Origin of the sequence: Shewanella sp. FJAT-52076 (assembly GCF_019457455.1) — a bacterium.
Lineage (GTDB): Bacteria > Pseudomonadota > Gammaproteobacteria > Enterobacterales > Shewanellaceae > Shewanella > Shewanella zhangzhouensis.
The window spans coordinates 2,465,481-2,484,824 of sequence record NZ_CP080415.1 but is presented as its reverse complement, the minus strand read 5'-3'; the positions used below and the strand labels follow the sequence as shown (position 1 = coordinate 2,484,824).

General features: G+C 53.3%; 17 protein-coding genes. 6 read left to right on the top strand and 11 right to left on the bottom strand.

Features of this window, described 5'->3' with window-relative positions; all coding sequences use genetic code 11:
- Nucleotides 1-22 precede the first annotated feature (22 nt).
- Complete coding sequence (locus tag K0H79_RS10735; RefSeq protein ID WP_220075790.1) at nucleotides 23-1,312, top strand: FAD-binding oxidoreductase; 1,290 nt, start codon at nucleotides 23-25, stop codon at nucleotides 1,310-1,312.
- Nucleotides 1,313-1,405: 93 nt separating this feature from the next.
- Here K0H79_RS10735 and K0H79_RS10730 read toward each other — a convergent pair whose 3' ends face one another.
- The 4 genes from K0H79_RS10730 to K0H79_RS10715 all read right to left on the bottom strand — a co-directional run bounded on the left by K0H79_RS10730 (nucleotide 1,406) and on the right by K0H79_RS10715 (nucleotide 4,989).
- Nucleotides 1,406-2,077, bottom strand: a complete 672-nt coding sequence (locus K0H79_RS10730) for a response regulator transcription factor (RefSeq protein ID WP_220064828.1) — start codon at nucleotides 2,075-2,077, stop codon at nucleotides 1,406-1,408.
- A gap of 202 nt (nucleotides 2,078-2,279) precedes the next feature.
- On the bottom strand, nucleotides 2,280-2,705 hold the full coding sequence (locus tag K0H79_RS10725) for an acyl-CoA thioesterase (protein WP_220064827.1): 426 nt from the start codon (nucleotides 2,703-2,705) through the stop codon (nucleotides 2,280-2,282).
- A 259-nt stretch (nucleotides 2,706-2,964) separates the two neighbouring features.
- Nucleotides 2,965-4,026, bottom strand: coding sequence for a 3-deoxy-7-phosphoheptulonate synthase (locus K0H79_RS10720; protein ID WP_220075789.1), 1,062 nt, complete (start codon nucleotides 4,024-4,026; stop codon nucleotides 2,965-2,967).
- Between the two features lie 150 nt (nucleotides 4,027-4,176).
- On the bottom strand, nucleotides 4,177-4,989 hold the full coding sequence (locus K0H79_RS10715) for a pyruvate, water dikinase regulatory protein (protein WP_011760186.1): 813 nt from the start codon (nucleotides 4,987-4,989) through the stop codon (nucleotides 4,177-4,179).
- Nucleotides 4,990-5,113: 124 nt separating this feature from the next.
- Between K0H79_RS10715 and ppsA the strand changes: the two genes are divergently transcribed.
- From ppsA to K0H79_RS10695, 4 genes are all read left to right on the top strand, one after another.
- On the top strand, nucleotides 5,114-7,483 hold the full coding sequence (ppsA, locus tag K0H79_RS10710) for a phosphoenolpyruvate synthase (RefSeq protein ID WP_220075788.1): 2,370 nt from the start codon (nucleotides 5,114-5,116) through the stop codon (nucleotides 7,481-7,483).
- A gap of 159 nt (nucleotides 7,484-7,642) precedes the next feature.
- Complete coding sequence (locus K0H79_RS10705; RefSeq protein ID WP_220075787.1) at nucleotides 7,643-10,666, top strand: FAD-binding and (Fe-S)-binding domain-containing protein; 3,024 nt, start codon at nucleotides 7,643-7,645, stop codon at nucleotides 10,664-10,666.
- A gap of 118 nt (nucleotides 10,667-10,784) precedes the next feature.
- Complete coding sequence (locus K0H79_RS10700) at nucleotides 10,785-11,291, top strand: DUF1285 domain-containing protein (protein WP_220075786.1); 507 nt, start codon at nucleotides 10,785-10,787, stop codon at nucleotides 11,289-11,291.
- Nucleotides 11,292-11,388: 97 nt separating this feature from the next.
- Entirely contained in the window at nucleotides 11,389-11,805 is a 417-nt protein-coding gene (locus K0H79_RS10695; RefSeq protein ID WP_220064822.1) for a MarR family winged helix-turn-helix transcriptional regulator, read from the top strand.
- Between the two features lie 139 nt (nucleotides 11,806-11,944).
- Here K0H79_RS10695 and K0H79_RS10690 read toward each other — a convergent pair whose 3' ends face one another.
- Complete coding sequence (locus K0H79_RS10690) at nucleotides 11,945-12,292, bottom strand: hypothetical protein (protein ID WP_220064821.1); 348 nt, start codon at nucleotides 12,290-12,292, stop codon at nucleotides 11,945-11,947.
- Between the two features lie 214 nt (nucleotides 12,293-12,506).
- Entirely contained in the window at nucleotides 12,507-13,541 is a 1,035-nt protein-coding gene (locus K0H79_RS10685; protein WP_220075785.1) for a Glu/Leu/Phe/Val dehydrogenase dimerization domain-containing protein, read from the bottom strand.
- A gap of 253 nt (nucleotides 13,542-13,794) precedes the next feature.
- Between K0H79_RS10685 and K0H79_RS10680 the strand changes: the two genes are divergently transcribed.
- Complete coding sequence (locus K0H79_RS10680) at nucleotides 13,795-14,238, top strand: DUF4826 family protein (protein ID WP_220064819.1); 444 nt, start codon at nucleotides 13,795-13,797, stop codon at nucleotides 14,236-14,238.
- Nucleotides 14,239-14,362: 124 nt separating this feature from the next.
- On the opposite strand, the gene K0H79_RS10675 is transcribed toward K0H79_RS10680, so the two are convergent.
- The 5 genes from K0H79_RS10675 to K0H79_RS10655 form a co-directional block, all read right to left on the bottom strand.
- Nucleotides 14,363-15,481: a cupin domain-containing protein gene (locus K0H79_RS10675; protein ID WP_220075784.1), complete on the bottom strand. Its 1,119-nt coding sequence runs from the start codon at nucleotides 15,479-15,481 to the stop codon at nucleotides 14,363-14,365.
- 52 nt (nucleotides 15,482-15,533) lie between these two features.
- Nucleotides 15,534-16,904 (bottom strand): adenylosuccinate lyase, encoded by a 1,371-nt coding sequence (gene purB, locus K0H79_RS10670; protein ID WP_220075783.1) that lies wholly within the window; start codon nucleotides 16,902-16,904, stop codon nucleotides 15,534-15,536.
- 33 nt (nucleotides 16,905-16,937) lie between these two features.
- Nucleotides 16,938-17,552, bottom strand: coding sequence for a high frequency lysogenization protein HflD (gene hflD / locus K0H79_RS10665; protein ID WP_220075782.1), 615 nt, complete (start codon nucleotides 17,550-17,552; stop codon nucleotides 16,938-16,940).
- Nucleotides 17,553-17,555: 3 nt separating this feature from the next.
- Nucleotides 17,556-18,689: a tRNA 2-thiouridine(34) synthase MnmA gene (gene mnmA / locus K0H79_RS10660; protein ID WP_220075781.1), complete on the bottom strand. Its 1,134-nt coding sequence runs from the start codon at nucleotides 18,687-18,689 to the stop codon at nucleotides 17,556-17,558.
- A 181-nt stretch (nucleotides 18,690-18,870) separates the two neighbouring features.
- Nucleotides 18,871-19,344: an NUDIX hydrolase gene (locus K0H79_RS10655; RefSeq protein ID WP_220075780.1), complete on the bottom strand. Its 474-nt coding sequence runs from the start codon at nucleotides 19,342-19,344 to the stop codon at nucleotides 18,871-18,873.

Here is a 19,344-nt window from a genome sequence, read left to right as displayed (position 1 = left end):
ATAAAAAACAACAGGACTCTCCATGCAAGCTCGTTGCGGCTCTTATTACAATGCCACCATTAAACACGAAACTGACTATCCGCGCTTAACTGAAGCAATTCAGGCGGATGTGGTAGTGATCGGTGGCGGATTTACCGGTGTAAACACGGCACTGGAACTGGCCGAACGGGGCTACAAGGTGGTGCTGCTGGAGGCCAATAAGATAGCCTGGGGCGCAACAGGCCGAAACGGTGGTCAGGTCACAGGGTCGCTGTCCGGCGATCAAGCCATGACCAAACAGCTCAGAAACCGTATCGGTGAAGAAGCTGAGGATTATGTTTGGGCGCTGCGCTGGCGCGGTCACGACATCATCAAAAACCGGGTAGCTAAGTACCAAATCGATTGCGATTTGCGCCATGGCCATTTGCACACAGCCTATAAACCTGCGCACATGAATGAGCTTAAATCCATGTTGGATGAAGCAGAGCGAAGGGGTATGGGCGACCTGGTGTCATTGGTCGAAAAGAACGAGATGCCACAGTATCTCGAATCGCCCCTCTACCATGGTGGCTTGCTAAACAAAAAGAACATGCACCTGCATTCGGTAAATCTGTGTATCGGTGAGGCGAGGGCGGCAGAAAGTCTCGGGGTACAGATTTTCGAAGACACCCAGGTGCTGGATATTGTTGAGGGCCAGCGCCCCGTGGTGAAAACAGCCTTTGGCAGCGTTACCGCAAACAAGGTGCTCATTGCCGGCAATGCCTATCACAAGCTGGGACGCCCGAAACTCAGAGGCATGTTATTTCCCGCATCCCTGGGTAATTGCGCGACAGTACGCTTATCCGACGAAGTGGCCAGTGCAATCAATCCACACAACCTTGCGGTGTATGATTGTCGTTTTGTACTGGATTATTATCGGCTTACCGCGGATAACCGGTTAATGTTCGGCGGCGGCACCAACTACAGTGGCCGTGACCCCAAGAATGTGGCCGAAGAGCTGCGCCCTGCGATTGAACGCACCTTCCCGCGTCTTAAAGGCGTGGAAATCGAATTTTCCTGGGCCGGTATGGCGGGGATTGTGATTAACCGCATTCCGCAGCTTGGCAAAGTCTCCGAGCATGTCTATTACTGCCAGGGTTACTCGGGGCATGGGGTAGCGACGAGCCACATCATGTCAGAAATCATGGCCAAAGCCATTGATGGCGATCTGCGTGAGTTTGGCCTCTTTGCGGGCATGAAACACTGGCGCATTCCGTTAAATGAATGGTTTGGTAATCAGGCGTTGGCCATTGGCATGCTGTATTATCAGCTGCGTGAGAGCCTCCGTGGCTGACAGATGAAATAAAAAGGCCGCAATGAATGCGGCCTTTTTATTGTGTGTATGACGGTGTCGAAACTGGGACTGGGGCTTTATGGCTCAGAAGTCTCAGTGGCTTTGCCCCAAATCGACCTTGTCCATCTCAAGCTGCTGCAATGCAATCACGGCCTGGGTGCGGTTTCTTACCCCAAGCTTTCTGAAAATGGCGGTGGCGTGGGCCTTGATGGTGGCTTCTGACACGCCTAAATCATAGGCGATTTGTTTGTTGAGCAGGCCTTCGGCAAACATCTGCAATACCCGGTATTGCTGCGGGGTAAGATCCGCAAGTTTACCCGCCACCTGATCGGTGCCGTCTTCTTCTATCTTGACCAGTTCAATGTCCTGGGGCAGCCAGATATCACCATAGAGTACGGCACTCATGGCCTCGGTGAGGGTTTCCATGGAGGCTGATTTGGGAATAAAACCGGCGCTGCCATAATGGATGGCACGACTGATGGTTTGAGCATCTTCGTGGGCGGAAATCACCACCACCGGGATATCCGGGTAATGGGAGCGAAGATGTATCAGGGTTGAGTAACCGTGGGAGCCTGGCATCTGCAAATCCAGCAGCACCAGATCGTAATCGACCTCGGGTTTATCAAGCAGCAACTGCAGTGCATCGGCACTGTCAGCTTCGAACCAGCGGGTATCGGCAAAGGCGCTGGACAAGGCTTGCCTGAGGGCGTTGCGAAACAGGGGGTGATCGTCAGCAATGATCACATTGAGATTCTCGAGCTTCATGATGCGGTTATATTTCTTATCGTCACAGATGCGCAATAAAACCAATGTAACAGAAGAATGCCCAATTATCCTATGGATTTATCCGGAGCTATTGCCTTGAATGTGTTAATTTTCTTTGGGGTTAGACTAAAGTCGTATTTGCTGTCAGGGGCAGATGCGCCAGTGCAACTGCCCCTGAGATACTCATTAGTGGCAGCGGCAATTAGTCCTGCGGCCATACCTGGGTGGGTTTGCGATTTTCATCTACTGCCACAAAGGTAAAGACGCCACGAATGGCATGCTCTCTTTTGTCCTGGTACATGTCTTCAACGAAAATATTCACTTCGACCTTGAGGCTGGTGTTACCCACGTGGATCACCCGGGCAATCAATTCTGCCAGGCTGCCGGCAGGAATGGCTTTGTTGAAATCGATGCGATCAGAGCTCACAGTGACCAGGGTTTTGCGGCAAAAGCGGGTGGCGGCGATAAAGGCGGTTTCATCCATCCAGGCGAGAGCTTCACCGCCAAACAGGGTGTTGTGATGGTTGGTGTTGGACGGAAAAACCGCTTTGATAACGCGTGCTTCAGAGGCGTCAATACGGCGGGCAATGGCCTCAGGAAATTGAGGCTGGGTGTCAGTCAGTGGCATACGGCAACCTTGGGGTTATGCAGACAAATCTGAAGTTTACTCAAAAGGCGCGCAGTATAGCCTTTTCGCTGGTTTGCTGTCATGGACTAAGGACTGGAATTGCCCTGAATCGACCTGAAGTGGGGTGAATTGCCATGGGTGCACTAAGCCAGCTTGTTAACTGACCTTGTGTGGTGCCAGTATGAATATTGGGCTCGGATGACAGATAACAAAAAAGCCTCCCTATGGAGGCTTTTATAGTGCATAAGATGTAAGTGACTTATTTTTTCAGCTCGCGGCGTACCCGTGCAGCGGCGGCGAGATTGCGCAGCAGCGGCTCGGTATCGCCCCAGCTCAGGCAGGCATCGGTAATGGACTTGCCGTAGCAAAGCGGCTGACCTTCCACCACGCTCTGATTGCCTTCTTCGATAAAGCTTTCGGCCATGATCCCGGCGATGGCGGTGGAACCGGCGCGAATTTGTGTCATCACATCTTCGGCTACTTCCAGCTGTTTCATATGCTGCTTTTGGCTGTTGCCGTGGGAGAAATCAATTACCATGCCGGTGTCGATGCCAGTGGCTTTTAGCTGCTCATGGGCCTTTTGCACATGCTCCGCGGCGTAGTTGGGGTTCTTGCCACCGCGCAGAATGATATGACCGTAAGGGTTACCGTGGGTACGGTACACCGACATATGACCATCTTTATCCGGTGAGTAAAAGATGTGCGGCACCTTGGCGGCGCGCACGGCATCCACGGCGATATTGATATTGCCGTCCGTGCCGTTTTTAAAGCCGACTGGGCAAGACAACGCCGAGGCCATTTCGCGGTGGATTTGGCTTTCGGTGGTACGGGCACCGATGGCACCCCAGGTAATAAGGTCGGCGATGTACTGACCGTTCACCATATCCAAAAACTCGGTGGCGATAGGCAGTTTAAGCTCGGTAATTTGCTGCAGCAGATGACGGGCCAAGCGCAGCCCTTTGTTTGCACTGAAGCTGCCGTCCAGATCCGGGTCTGAAATCAGCCCTTTCCAGCCCACAATGGTACGCGGCTTTTCAAAATACACCCGCATCAGGATGCACAAATCGTCTTTCAGTTCATGGTGCAACTTTGCCAGACGTCCGGCATATTCCAGCGCAGCTTCGGTATCGTGAATAGAGCAGGGGCCGATGATCACCAGAAGGCGAGGATCCTGACCGGTCAGAATGGCTTCCACCTCACGGCGCTGGGCAACCAGATAGTCAGCCGCTTCCTGCGTCAGCGGGTATTCTGCGGCCAGTTGTGAAGGTGAAATTACTTTACAAAGAAGGGATGTACGTAGTTCGTCAGTCTTAATCGTCATTCAGCATACCGGTTTGGTGCGGGCTTATCGCCAGATTGAACCGGATTATAACCAATAGTGACGGGCTGCACAGTGCCGATTGTGTAATTAATCGACAACTGTGCAACGAAATTGATTTAAGTTAGATCCGATTGACCGAAGCGGCCAATCTTAGAACATATGACGCTCCATACCTGTCATGTCGAGGATTTTGGTGGCGATTTCCTCCACCGAGTGATTGGTGGTGTCTATATAAGGAATGCGTTCCTTCTTAAACATCATTTCCACTTCCTTTACTTCCATCCGACATTGGCGCAAAGAGGAGTAGCGGCTGTTCTCCATCCGGCTCTGGCGAATTTCCTGCAAACGCACCGGATCGATAGTCAGACCAAATAACTTGTGTTTGTTACGCTTGAGTGCTTCAGGCAGCTTTAAGCTGTCCATGTCATCCTCAGTAAAAGGGTAATTTGCCGCTTTAATACCAAACTGCATTGACAGATACAGGCTGGACGGGGTTTTGCCGCAGCGTGATACGCCGAGCAGGATAATGTCGGCTTTGTCCATGTGTTTTAAGGTTTGGCCGTCATCGTTTTCCATGGCGAAGTTAATGGCATCGATACGGGCTTCGTAGCTGTGATTGGCTTTGCCATGGGTACGATGCAGCACAGGTGCCGCACTGACGCCCAATTGTTGCTCAAGTGGTGCCACGAAGGTGTTCAAAAAGTCATAATCCAGTCCTTCACTGGAATAGATAACATCTCTGATCTCCGGCTTTACGATGGAATGAAATACCAGAGGCCGCTCTCCTGTTGTAATAAAACTATCATTTATCTGCTTTTTTACCGCTTCTGCTTTGGCGTTGGTTTCGACAAATGGAATGGTAATTGCTTCAAATTCCATAGGAAATTGTGAAAGTACTGCATGGCCGAAAACTTCTGCTGTGATCGCCGTTCCATCGGAAATGTAGAAAACTTTACGAGCCATACCAACCTCATGTAGTAATAAAATTACAAATAAAATTATAGATTTACGCTTAATGCCCCGAAGTGTAAAATGCCGCTGCCCCGGTGTGAAGGGGACAACTAAATAAACATGCGGAGATAGAACTGTGCAGCAATATGTACTCTGGTATCAGGAATTGGGCATGGGCGACGTCAACAGAGTTGGCGGCAAGAACGCTTCACTGGGCGAGATGATCAGTAATCTGGCCAACGCAGGTGTTCAAGTCCCCGGTGGCTTTGCAACCACGGCTCATGCATTCAATGAGTTCCTTGAGCAAAGCGGAGTAAACCAGAAGATTTATGACATCCTTGACACTCTGGACGTCGACGATGTTAACGCACTGGCGAAAGTGGGTGCACAGATCAGACAGTGGGTTATCGAAACCCCTTTCCAACCCGAACTCGAAAAGGCCATCCACGAGGCCTATGACAAACTCTCCGGTGAAACCACCGAAGCCTCCTTTGCCGTACGTTCCTCTGCCACAGCCGAAGACATGCCTGATGCCTCTTTCGCCGGTCAGCAGGAAACCTTCCTGAACGTGAAGGGTTACGATGCCGTATTGGTGGCTATCAAGCACGTATTTGCGTCTTTGTTTAACGACCGCGCGATTTCTTACCGCGTTCACCAGGGTTACGACCACCGCGGTGTGGCCCTGTCTGCCGGTGTGCAGCGCATGGTGCGTTCTGACAAAGCTGCCTCTGGCGTAATGTTTACCATCGACACCGAATCCGGTAACGATGATGTGGTATTCGTGACCTCATCTTACGGTCTGGGCGAAATGGTGGTGCAGGGCGCCGTTAACCCTGACGAATTCTACGTTCATAAGCCAACCCTGACCGCCGGCCATCAGGCCGTGGTACGCCGCAACATCGGTTCCAAGCTTATCCAGATGGTCTACTCAGACGATCTTTCACACGGTAAGCAGGTGAAAATTGAAGATGTGAGCGTGGAAAACCGTCGTCAGTTCTCCATTAATGATGCAGAAGTGATGGAGCTTGCCAAGCAGGCCATCATCATCGAGAAGCACTACGGTCGTCCAATGGACATCGAGTGGGCCAAAGATGGCAACGATGGCAAGCTGTACATTGTTCAGGCCCGTCCTGAAACCGTACGTTCACGTGAAGACGTTCAACTGATTGAACGCTACCACCTGAAGAGCCGCGGCACTGTGATCAGCGAAGGCCGTGCCATCGGTCACAAGGTGGGCTCCGGCGTTGCCAAGGTACTGAACTCCATCGAAGAGATGGACAAAATCCAGCCAGGCGATGTACTGGTTACCGACATGACCGATCCGGATTGGGAACCTATCATGAAGCGCGCCAGCGCCATCGTGACCAACCGTGGTGGCCGTACCTGTCACGCTGCGATTATCGCCCGTGAACTGGGTGTGCCAGCCGTAGTAGGTTGTGGTGACGTGACTGACCGTATTCAGAATGGCCAGATGGTCACTGTATCCTGCGCCGAAGGTGACACTGGTTACATCTACGATGGCAAGCAGGAGTTCGAAGTGATCTCCAGCCGCGTGGATTCCATGCCTGATCTGCCAATGAAGATAATGATGAACGTGGGTAACCCTGACCGCGCCTTCGACTTCGCCCGTCTGCCAAACGAGGGTGTGGGTCTGGCCCGTCTTGAGTTCATCATCAACCGCATGATTGGTATTCACCCCAAGGCACTGCTCGAGTTCAACCAGCAGGAAGCTGCCCTGCAGGAAGAAATCAACGAGATGATCGCCGGTTACGACTCGCCAGTTGAGTACTATGTAGCCCGTCTGGTTGAAGGTATCGCCACTATTGCTGCGGCCTTCCATCCGAAGAAGGTGATCGTGCGTATGTCTGACTTTAAGTCAAACGAATACGCCAACCTGGTGGGTGGTGATCGCTACGAGCCGGAAGAAGAGAACCCAATGCTGGGCTTCCGCGGTGCCAGCCGTTATATCTCCGAGTCGTTCCGCGACTGTTTCGCCCTCGAGTGTGAAGCTATCAAGCGTGTTCGCAACGACATGGGCCTGAAGAATGTAGAAATCATGATCCCATTCGTGCGCACCCTGGGTGAAGCCGAGCAGGTGATTGAACTCCTGAAACAGGAAGGTCTGGAGCGTGGTAAAGATGGTCTGCGCGTTATCATGATGTGCGAGCTGCCATCCAACGCCCTGCTGGCCGAGCAGTTCCTGGAGCACTTCGATGGTTTCTCCATCGGCTCTAACGACCTGACTCAGCTGACTCTGGGTCTGGACCGTGACTCCGGCATCATCAGCCACCTGTTCGATGAACGTAACGAAGCCGTTAAGGCCCTGCTGGCCATGGCCATCAAGGCTGCCAAGGCCAAGGGTGCTTACGTGGGTATTTGCGGTCAGGGTCCATCAGATCACGCCGACTTCGCAGCCTGGCTGGTGGAGCAGGGCATCGATACCGTGTCGCTGAACCCTGACACAGTCATCGATACCTGGCTGTACCTGGCCGAGGCCCACGGTTAATCCGGGCAAAACCCTTGGTTAATCCGGACAAAGATAGCCACATTCTGAGAAGGTCGGCGCCACCGGCGCCCCTTTTTACCGATGTGTAACAAAAGCCGCTTTTTAGCGGCTTTTTTTTGTTTATAATGCCCGCATAAAACAACAACACAGATGCCGTGCATGTTACCCCTGCTTTCTCACCAGCAAACCCTGGAACCCGTTTATCTGGCCTTTCTCGAGGCCCTTGCCGCTGATTTTGACGGCGAGATAGATACCCGTTACAGCGCCCGCATAGTGCAGGCTACCGATAACTCTGTGTACCAGTTTCTGCCTCAGGCTGTGCTCTATCCCAAGAGTACGCTGGATGTGCAGCGGGTGATGCAGCTCGCCGCCAAAAACGAGTTCCGCGAGGTGGTATTCAGTGCTCGCGGCGGCGGCACCGGCACCAATGGTCAGTCGCTGACCCACGGGCTTATCCTCGATTTATCGCGCCATATGAACAAGGTGCTGGAAGTCAACGCCGAGGAAGGCTGGGCACGGGTACAGGCCGGTGTGGTGAAAGATGCCCTCAACGATGCCTTAAGGCCCCATGGCTTTTTCTTCAGCCCCGATTTGTCGACCTCCAACCGCGCCACCCTGGGCGGCATGATTAACACCGATGCCTCGGGCGCAGGCTCGCTGGTGTACGGCAAAACGTCAGACCATGTGCTGGGCCTCAAGAGCGTGCTTATCGATGGCTCTGTACTGGATTCAGCCCCGATGGCCGCCGAAAACCTGGGTGCGGTGGACAGCACCAGCCTTGCCGGTAAGCTGATTGCCAATATCTCCGCCGTGTGCCGCGACAAGCGCGAGCTGGTGAAAACCCGCTTCCCCCGGCTCAACCGCTTTTTGACCGGTTACGATTTGGAGCATGTGTGGAACGATGAGCTCAGTCAGTTCGATTTAAGCCGTATTCTTACCGGCTCCGAAGGCACCCTGGCCGTTCTCACCGAAGCTAAGGTGAATCTCACGCCGCTGCCCAAGCAGCGGGCCATGGTCAATATCAAATACGATTCTTTCGAGTCGGCGCTGCGTCATGCACCGTCACTGGTGGCTGCCAATGCCACAGTCGTGGAAACTGTCGACTCCAAGGTGCTTGGCCTTGCCCGTGAAGATATCGTCTGGCACTCGGTGAGTGAGCTTATTCAGGACGTGCCCGGCAAGCATATCGATGGCCTCAATATGGTGGAGTTTGCCGGCGATGAAGCCGAGGTAAACGCCAAACTGGCGGCGCTCGAAGCTGTGCTTGCTCAGCAAATCGAAAATGGCGAGTGCGGCGTGGTGGGCTTTCAAAGCACTCACGACAAAGGCAGCATCGAAAAAATCTACGCCATGCGCAAAAAGGCGGTGGGCCTCTTGGGCGCCGCGAAAGGCAGTCGCAAACCTATCGCCTTTGCCGAAGACACTGCGGTGCCGCCTGAGAAGCTTGCCGACTTTATTATGGAGTTTCGTGCGCTGCTCGATGGCCATAAGCTGCAATACGGCATGTTCGGCCATGTGGATGCGGGTGTGCTGCACGTACGCCCCGCGCTGGACATGTGCGACGTCGTGGATGAACAGCTCCTTCGCACCATTTCCGATGAAGTGGCGGCGCTTACCCTTAAATACGGTGGCCTGATGTGGGGCGAGCATGGCAAGGGTGTGCGCGGCGAGTATGGTCCGGCGGTGTTTGGCGACGAGCTTTACGGCGTGCTGCAGGACATCAAGGGCTGGTTTGACCCTGACAATCGCCTCAATCCCGGCAAGCTGGTGGCGCCAAAGGACAAGGGTGAGCTGTTTTACAATGTCGACAGCGCCAAGCGTGGCAGCTTCGACAGGCAAATTCCCGTTAAAGTGCGCGAAGCCTTCCCCGATGTGATGAACTGCAACGGCAACGGTCTGTGCTTTAACTACTCGGCCTATTCACCCATGTGCCCGTCATTTAAGGTAACCGGCGACCGTATTCAATCTCCCAAGGGCCGCTCGTCGCTGATGCGCGAGTGGTTAAGGCTTTTGGAAGCCGAAGGCGTGGATGTGGAGCAGCTTGCCAAATCCAAGCCCCTTGGGCTACTGCAGCGGGCGCAAAATACCTTAAAAGCCAAGGAAGAGTACGATTATTCCCACGAGGTGATGGAATCCTTAAAGGGCTGTCTTGCCTGTAAGGCATGCTCGGGTCAGTGTCCGGTGAAGGTGGATGTGCCCAAGTTTCGCGCCCAGTTTTTCAATATTTACTATCAGCGTTATCTGCGCCCGCCTAAAGATTATCTGGTGGCCGGTATCGAAGATGCGCTGCCGCTGATGGCCAAGGCGCCGAAACTGGTGAATGCGCTGTCGCAAAACAGTCTGTCACAGTGGGTTATCAAGAAGGCCATCGGCTATGTGGATGCGCCCAAGCTGTCCGTGCCTACTTTGACCCAAAGGCTTGAGAGCCATCAGAGTCTGGGGTATGACCTTGAGTCACTGAAACGTATTCCGGCCGCCGAGCGTAGCCGTTATGTATTGGTGGCGCAGGACCCATTCAACAGCTTCTATGATGCAGGTCTGGTGTATCACTTCGTGAAGCTGATTGAAAAGCTTGGCTTTAAACCGGTGCTGTTGCCATTCAAACCCAACGGCAAGCCTGCCCATATCAAAGGCTTCCTTGATAAGTTTGCTGCAACCGCAGGCTCGGCATCGGCCTTTTTCAATGAACTCAGTAAGCTTGGAATGCCCATGGTGGGTGTGGATCCGGCCATGGTATTGGTGTACCGGGATGAGTACAAGGTGGCACTCGGTAACGATCGCGGTGACTTCAATATCAAGCTCGCCAACGAGTGGTTGATGGAGGTGCTGAGTGAACTGCCGCAGCGTGAGTCGTCTGGCCGCGCCTACACCTGGTTCAGCCACTGCACCGAGTCCACCGCCAAGCCGGGCACAGCCAAAGAATGGAGCGCAATCTTTGCCAGATTCGGCGCGACCCTTAAGGTCAAGAACCTTGGCTGCTGCGGCATGGCGGGCACCTATGGCCACGAGCTGGATAACCTTGAGCGCTCGCAAACGCTCTACGATATGTCCTGGAAAGAGGGGATTAATGGTACTTCCAGGGAAGAGATCCTGGTATCCGGTTACTCCTGCCGCTCACAGGTAAAGCGCTTCTCGGGATTCCGTCCAAAGCACCCACTGGAAGCCTTGCTGGAGCTTATTTGAGTAGACGGCTTTATTTGAGCTAAACGCCTCAACCGAATACAAGCCCTTTCACCGAGTGAAGGGGCTTTTTGCTTCCGATTTATGCCACCCCGGTTTAGCCTGAATAACAAGACTAATAATGGGAACGAAGACGCACATCATGACGCAGATGCCTGACCCTCAGACTCAGTCAGCCAACACCATTACTCAGGACAGGACCCCCGAGGCCGACGCTTTTACGGCCATGGAGAATATGCTGATGCCGACCTTTTGCAGCGAGCAGCCGCTTTTTACCATTGATGAAGCCGGGCGATGGCACTATCAGGGAGAACCCTTACCCGAAAAGTTTGCCCGGCTCTTTATGGGTATCCTCAGGCCCGATAGTGGTGGCTGGGCCCTGGTTACACCGGCAGAGAGAGTCAAGGTGACGGTAGCCAGGACGCCTGTGGTGATCGTGGATTTTGAAATACAGGCAGACCAGTTTCTCCTTACCTGTGTGTTGGGAAGCCAGTATCGAGTAGACAAAGCAGATATCTCCTTGATGGAAGAGGGCGTTTTTATCTATCTTCCCAATTTGAAAACAGGCAGCATGAGCCGTTCCTGCTTCTATCGGTATGCTGAATTACTCCTGTCTGACAAAGACTGAATTTGCGCAGGGCCGCTAGTGTATTGTGCTTTCGGTGATAGTATTAAGAAGGTGGCTGTGATTTCTGGCCAGCAGCTTGAACGACGGGAGGTGCTGTTTGAATCGTCAGGAGAGTCTTGGTTATTTGGTGTCCCATCTCAATGTGGCCATTGCCAATGAGCTGGATCAACGCCTGAAGCGCTATCAGCTGGACATTAAACTCTGGCCGGTATTGTTTGCGCTTTGGCAGGAAGAAGGCATTACCCAAACCGAATTGTCACGTCGCTGTGACGTGGCCAATTACACCATGACCCGCCTGTTGGATCAGCTTCAGGTACAGGGGCTCATTACGCGGCATCAGGAAGCGGATAATCGCCGCGCCTTCAAGATTTTTCTGACAGACGAAGCCAAAGCCCTTGAGCAGGATCTTATCCGTGAGGCCGAGCGGGTGAATGACAAGTTTATGGCCGAGCTGGACGTGGAAGAACAAGATTTGCTGATGAAATTGCTGAACAAGATAAATCATACGGAGTGATGCTGCTTTTCGTCAAAAGACATCTCAGTTTGCAAAAAGACCGGCGCTTTGCCGGTCTTTTTGTGAGTGGTATTCCTCGGCTGTGTCATTCCCGAACGAGGCGAAGCACGGCTTTGGGGCCCGCCAGATGATAATGTCCTCAGTGCACCACTAACATCACCAGTCCCCCCAACATGCCGACGCCCAACAAAGACTGCCACAGCAGGTTTTGCGCACGCGACAGATTTTCTTGCCCTTGTTTCAGGCTTGCGACCAGCTGTCCCTTTTTATAGATACGGCACATGACCTCTTCCGTTTGGGGATCGATAAACAATTGAAACTTAGCCTTGTTTCCATCCTTTAACGGCACCTGATGCTCACTCTGCCCGCCAAAATTCAGTTTACTTGAGACCATCTCTCCGTTGACGTAGACGCGCTCCAGGCCACTCCAATCGCTTGCCTGCAACTCGACAGAATCCTGATTCAGGCTGTACTTGAAACAGATCATGATGCTCTCCTGCACCTTGGGGGAGTGTTTAAGTCAAGCAAAGGATCCCGACCATTTCCACACGAAAAGTTATGCTTTGGCTTGGAAACGCCATATCCCCATGAGTTGCTTTTAAATTTAATCTGAAAAAAATCTTACTGGCGAAAGATGACAAAATGCAGGCACAAAAAAGGGAAACCGAAATGGTTTCCCCTGTGTTTTTGAATTGACTGAATTATTTACGGGCGGCGTCGATAATGGCGCGGGCCATTTCGTCGGCAACGGCACCTGTGGTGCGGTTTTGCTCATCAGCGGCCGCGAAGATGGTCAGCAGGGTGTCGTAAATCTTCTCGACTTTGGCGGTCGACCTGGCTGCATCGTAATCGTTTTCGAACGACACGTTGATGATACCGCCGGCGTTAATGACATAGTCAGGGGCGTAGAGGATACCCATGTCTTTCAGCATCTGGCCGTGACGTGGCTCTGCCAGCTGGTTGTTGGCACAACCGGCCACAATCTTGGCCTTGAGCAGTGGCAGGGTGGCGTCGTTAATGGTGGCACCCAGTGCGCAAGGAGCGTAGATATCGACGTCCTGAGAGTAGATGTCCTGTGGAGCAACAATGGCCGCACCAAACTCGGTGGCAACCTTGTCCAGAGACGCCTGATGAATGTCTGTCACGATAAGCTCTGCGCCTTCTTCGTGCAGGTGCTTACACAGGTAATAGCCAACGTGGCCCACGCCCTGAACGGCAATTTTCAGCCCCTTGAGGCTGTCAAGACCGCGCTGATGCTTAACGGCAGCTTTGATCCCAAGGAAGGTACCCAGGGCAGTGAAAGGAGATGGGTCGCCACTCTTACCTTCCAGACCGGCCATGTATGGGGTTTCCTGGTGGGCAATCATGATGTCAGCCGTGGTGGTGCCCACGTCTTCAGCGGAATAATACTTGCCGCCAAGGGTGTTGATAAAGCGGCCAAAGGCACGGAACAGGGCTTCTCTGTCCTGGGTCTTGGGATCGGCAATAATTACTGACTTGCCACCACCCATAGTCAGACCGGCAAGGGCATTTTTATAGGTCATGCCGCGGGAGAGGCGAAGCACGTCGTTCAGCGCTTCTTCGTCAGACTGGTAGTTCCACATGCGGCAACCACCCACCGCAGGGCCCAGATTGGTATTGTGCACGGCAATAATTGCCTTCAGGCCACTCTCTTTGTCATGACAGAAAACAACCTGTTCATGTTCGTCATAAGATACATGATTGAATACAGCCACGTTGCAGATCTCCGCATTGCTAATAAAAAGCCGCAGGCGGCTACCTGCGGTCGTTATATTTATTGCCGAACCATAGCATTTAGGGATACTCTCAACAAAGCCCGCCAGTGGATTATTTGTGATCTCCGTGGCAATTTTGCTTTCCACTTTACGTCAACGTAAAGTTATGGCAGTCTCCCAGCATCCAGTGCGGATTGATACGCTCATTCTCAGTGTTAGATTGTGCGGTATAACAATAAGATAGGAAAGAAGTATGACTGAGCAAACCCAAGAACCCCAGGTTGAAACAGCAGCACAGGATCCCGAAGCGCTGCGCCAGGAGTGGGTGCGTACCCAGTTCCAAAAAGCCAACCGTTTTCTGGCTGAAAAGGGTATTTTACCCGGTAAAGTACTGATCGACGAAAGCCGTTATCTGGTGCCTTACGTTGCGGTGTGGAAGATGGAAGCACAAAAGCCTGCCAAACAAACTTACTGGGTGATGTCTGGTGACCTGCCAACCGATTATGTCGATGTCAAAGTAGCGCAAACCGCCCGTGATGCACTGAAACATTTCTCCATGATGTGGCAACTAAAAGCTGAGAATCTGATCCAGTCAGGCGCGGCACAAGACCCAACACAGGCCAAGTTTGCCAACATGTTGATTTCCCGCGCCCAGAGCCTGTATCAAATCCAGCAGGATGACAAACTCTGGGGCTAAGCCTGAAACTGCCAGCCAGTGCAGCAACCTCAGAAACAGAAAAGGCACCTTAAGGTGCCTTTTTGATTAGTTGGCTGAGTCGTCGCGAAACTGTTTACAGAGTCGACAAGGTTCCGTCAGGCATTCAGTCTTCGCCGAGATAAAAATAGCCTTTTTGCAGCATCTGTACAAAAAAGCCCTGCCAGTGTGGCAGCAGCGCCAGCTCAGCGTTAACGATGACTGAGTTGGATACCTCGATGAGCTCTTCTTCCGAAGCGCCTTCAATTATCACACTCTCGCCGGCTACAAAGAGCCTTGCCTGGCTGTCGCCTTCCATTTTGAGCACCTTAAGGCCGCCAATTCGCATCAGCACAGCCCCATCGTCCAGAGCCTCAACCAGGGCGTCGGCATCGATGCTTTCATCTTCCTGGATATCAAGGTCGAAGCGGTTCTGGCTTAAGAGTTTACCGAGCACCTTCACGACGTTATCGGCGTCATCACACAGGTCGCGGATAAGCTGCATAATGCCTTGCTGCTCAGCCAGGCTCACAGTGCCGTGGCTCGCAGCGCCATCCACGGCGATAAAGCGCTTGTGCCCCTTGTCTTCATCCATCAGTTGATCGGCAATTTGTCCCGCAAGCTCCTGCTGGCTGGGGGCGCGATAACCCATGGAATAAGAGAGTGCCAGAGTCAGGGTTTCACCCTGATGGGGGAAGCCGGGCGGGATATAAAGCACATCACCTTTTTCCAGCACCACATCGATAATGGGCTCAAAGTCTTCAATCAGGGGAGAGGTCGTTACACCACCGCGGCGCTGGTAGTTGCCCTTGGGACCAACGGTCCAGCGGCGCTGCCCTTCGCCTTGAATGATGAACACATCGTAATTGTCGATGTGAGGTCCCACGCCGCCCTGCGGGGTGGCGAAAGACACCATCAGGTCATCAAAGCGCCAGTCCGGCAAAAAGCGAAAGGCTTCCACCAGCGGCTGGGATTCCGGGTACCAGTGGTTTACGGCCTGCACCAGGAGCTGCCAATGGGTCTCACCAAACCTGTCGTAGTCTTCGAAGGGGCCGGAAATCACTTCCCAGTCGTTACCCTTGGTGACAACCACGCGGCTGGACACTTCTTCTTCACAGGCCAGGCCCGCGAGTTCGTCAGCGGCAATGGGATCTTCAAAGTCAGGGAAAGCACCTTTGAATACTTTGGGGGCCTGTTGCCAGTCATTGGCGAGGAACGCCTGAATATCAAAATTGAGCTTATACATAGTGTTAAAAAAGGCGGCTTGGTTTCCCTTGCCGCCTCTCCGTTAAAGTGGATTAATTCAAATCGTCCACGAAGGCTTCGGCGCGGCCGATGTAGCTTGCCGGGGTCATCAGCTTCAGCTCGGCCTTCACAGGCTCTGGCAGCGCAAGGCCATCGATAAAGGCGGCCAGTTGTGGGCCATCGATACGCTTGCCACGGGTCAGCTCTTTGAGCTTCTCGTACGGCTTTTCAATGCCGTAGCGGCGCATCACGGTTTGTACCGGCTCAGCCAACACTTCCCAGTTGCTGTCCAGCTCTGCGGCCAGACTCGCTTCGTTCACTTCCAGCTTGCTGATCCCTTTCAGGGTCGCCTGATAGGCGATGATGCTGTGGGCAATACCCACGCCCAGGGTGCGCAGAACGGTGGAGTCGGTCAGGTCGCGCTGCCAGCGTGATACGGGCAGTTTGGAGGCCAGATGCTGCATCAGCGCATTGGCGATACCCAGGTTGCCTTCGGAGTTTTCGAAGTCGATTGGGTTAACCTTGTGCGGCATGGTGGACGAGCCGATTTCACCGGCGATGGTCTTCTGTTTGAAGTGACCCAGGGCGATGTAACCCCAGATGTCACGGTCGAAGTCAATCACGATGGTGTTGAAACGGGCCACGGCATCGAACAGCTCGGCGATGTAATCGTGCGGCTCGATTTGCGTGGTGTAAGGGTTCCAGTTCAGGCCCAGGCTGGTCACAAAGCGCTGAGACAGGGCATGCCAGTTCACTTCTGGGTAGGCAGACAGGTGAGCGTTGTAGTTACCTACGGCGCCGTTGATTTTACCCAGGATTTCGACGGCTTTGATGTGGGCAAGCTGGCGCTCAAGACGCACAACCACGTTGGCCATTTCCTTACCCAGCGTGGTAGGAGAGGCTGGCTGACCGTGGGTGCGTGACATCATGGGCACGCTCTTGTAGGTCTTGGCCAGTGCCTTGATGGCGTCGATGATTTTCTGGCAGTAAGGCACCAGCACCAGTTCACGGGCTTCTTTCAGCATCAGGCCATGTGACAGGTTGTTGATATCTTCTGAGGTACAGGCAAAGTGCACAAATTCATCGACGGCTTTCAGCTCACTGTTGTTACCGAACTGCTCTTTGATGAAGTATTCCACGGCTTTAACGTCGTGGTTGGTGGTGGCTTCAATGGCTTTAACGCGCAGGGCTCCGGCTTCGCTGAAGTTGTCTTTGATGCCATCGAGCAGGGCCAGGGCCTCTTCACTGAATGGCGGAACTTCTTCGATTTCAGGACAGCTGGACAACAGCTTGAGCCAGTTGATTTCAACCTGAACACGATACTTGGTGAGACCGAACTCGCTGAAGATCCCACGCAGTTCGGCGGCTTTGCTGCCATAGCGGCCGTCGACCGGGGAGATGGCTGTCAGTGCAGAAAGTTCCATTGATAAGCTCCTTAATGGAATGGCTTTATTTGTCTATAGGGTAAGATTTTTCTTTGCAGTATCAACGATGGCCTTGCGGGCAAATACCAGATGACGGCGTTTGCCACCAAGCTGTCGCCACAGCACGGCACTGCGCATGGCGGCCAGCAGCAGGGCACGGATCTTTTGCTGAACCAAGGGGCGCTGCAGCACATTGGGATTGCCGGTAATTTGCAGCTTGGGGCCCAGGTTACTGATGATATCGCTGTAGATACTGGCCAGATTGGCAATCACTTGCTCGTCGGTGATGGCGAAGTGATTGAGCTGGCGATGAATTTGGTTAATGCGCTCAGACAGCATGCCAAGGGCGGCATTGCTGCGGGACAACTTGCGCTCCAGCGCCAGCAGCCCCACCAGATAACGGGTCATTTCCACGTCTTTGCTTTCGCCGTCGCCGAGCTGATTCAAAATCCATTTGTAGCCTACTCTGAGTTGATCCTTATCGGCGTAGACGTCTTCTGGCTGCTCAGGATTGGTCACCAGAATGGTATTGAAGCTGGCGGCCATGGCGTCATTGTCGCTGTCACCGTGGCGGGCGATGTATTGCACCTGGGCGAGCGCCTGCAAGATACCGGCAAAGGCCATGGTGCGTGCTTGCATTTGGCTCATGGCTCAGTCCTTTATCAGGGTGTCGATGATGCCGCCACCGAGGCAGACTTCGCCGTCGTAAAACACCGCCGACTGGCCGGGGGTGACTGCGGCAACGGGCTCATCGAACAGCACTTCAATGGTCTGTTCGTCGATAATCTTCACGGTGCAGGGAATGTCCTGCTGGCGATAGCGGGTTTTCACGCTGATGGTTGCGCCATCAGCCGGGCCAGTACGGTCAACCCAGTGCAACTGGTTAACCCGCATGCCGTTGGACATCAGCCTTGGGTGTTCATGGCCCTGGGCCACCACCAGTACATTGCGGGCCATGTCTTTGTCGACCACATACCAGGGGTCGTCGTTTGAATTTTTCATGCCGCCAATACCCAGGCCTTTGCGCTGGCCGAGGGTGTGGTACATCAGGCCTTCATGGCGACCAATGATGTCACCTTCTGGAGTCTCAATGTTACCTGGCTGGGCGGGCAGGTAGGTGGCGAGAAAGTCTTTGAACTTGCGCTCACCAATAAAGCAGATGCCGGTGGAGTCTTTCTTATCGTGGGTGATAAGACCTTGCTCTTCCGCGATGCGGCGCACTTCCGGCTTTTCCAGCTCGCCAACGGGGAACAGGCTGCGGGCAACCTGCTCGTGGCTTAAGGTGTACAGGAAGTAGCTTTGATCTTTATTGCCATCAATGCCGCGCAGCATTTCGGTTTTGCCGTCGGTGTCGCGGCGGCGCACATAGTGGCCCATGGCGATGTAATCGGCATCGAGGATGTCGTCGGCAAACTCAAGGAAAGCTTTGAATTTGATTTCCTTGTTGCACATGATGTCGGGATTCGGGGTACGGCCTGCCTTATATTCGGCGAGGAAGTACTCAAACACGTTATCCCAATACTCGGCGGCAAAGTTCACTGTGTGCAGCTTGATGCCGAGCTTGTCGCACACAGCCTGAGCATCTTTCAGATCCTCAGCGGCGGCGCAGTATTCGTCGGTGTCGTCTTCTTCCCAGTTTTTCATGAACAGGCCTTCAACCTGATACCCCTGCTGTTTCAGAAGGTAAGCAGAGACAGAAGAGTCCACACCGCCGGACATGCCGACAATGACTTTTTTGCTGCTGTTGGCAGCGATTTCAGCGGGAGAAGCTGTTGTTGACGTCATACGTTGAAAATGATCCTTTCGAGTAACCAATCACCGCTGCCATTGGCATTTGCTGCAAATTAAATCAGGGAAATTGCAGTCAAAACACAGATAAAACAATGGCTAAGCAAGGCTTGATTCGGTGCCTGTTGTTAATCTGTTCGGCATTGAAACAGCGGCGTTTTTTCGGGGGCGAATTCTATCACGGATTGCCACTAGCGGCTATGGAAAGAAGTTCGCTGTCGAGGATGCTGAGTTCTGTGCCTTTGCTCGCCAGATAGTCGTCGATACAGCGGCTGACCAGTGGGCTTCGAAGGTGGCGGCTGCGGTCATCAATTTCCGCCTGGGTAAGCCAGTGCAGGGCATGGATAGCCGCATCCTGTGGCGCACTTTGCACTATGTCATCGAGTTCACAGACAAAGGTGAAGCGCAAAAACGCGAGCTCGGCACTGGCGCTGAATTGATAAATGCCCACAAGGCGTGAGGGCTCGGCCTTGATGCCGGTTTCTTCCCACAGCTCTCGCTTACAGGCATTTATCAGCGACTCACCGGCTTCAAGGTGCCCTGCGGGTTGGTTAAACACAGACTTGCCGTCGATGATTTCTTCCACCATCAGAAACTTGCCCTGACAATGAACAATGCAGGCAACGGTGACATTGGGTTTGTATCGCTCCAT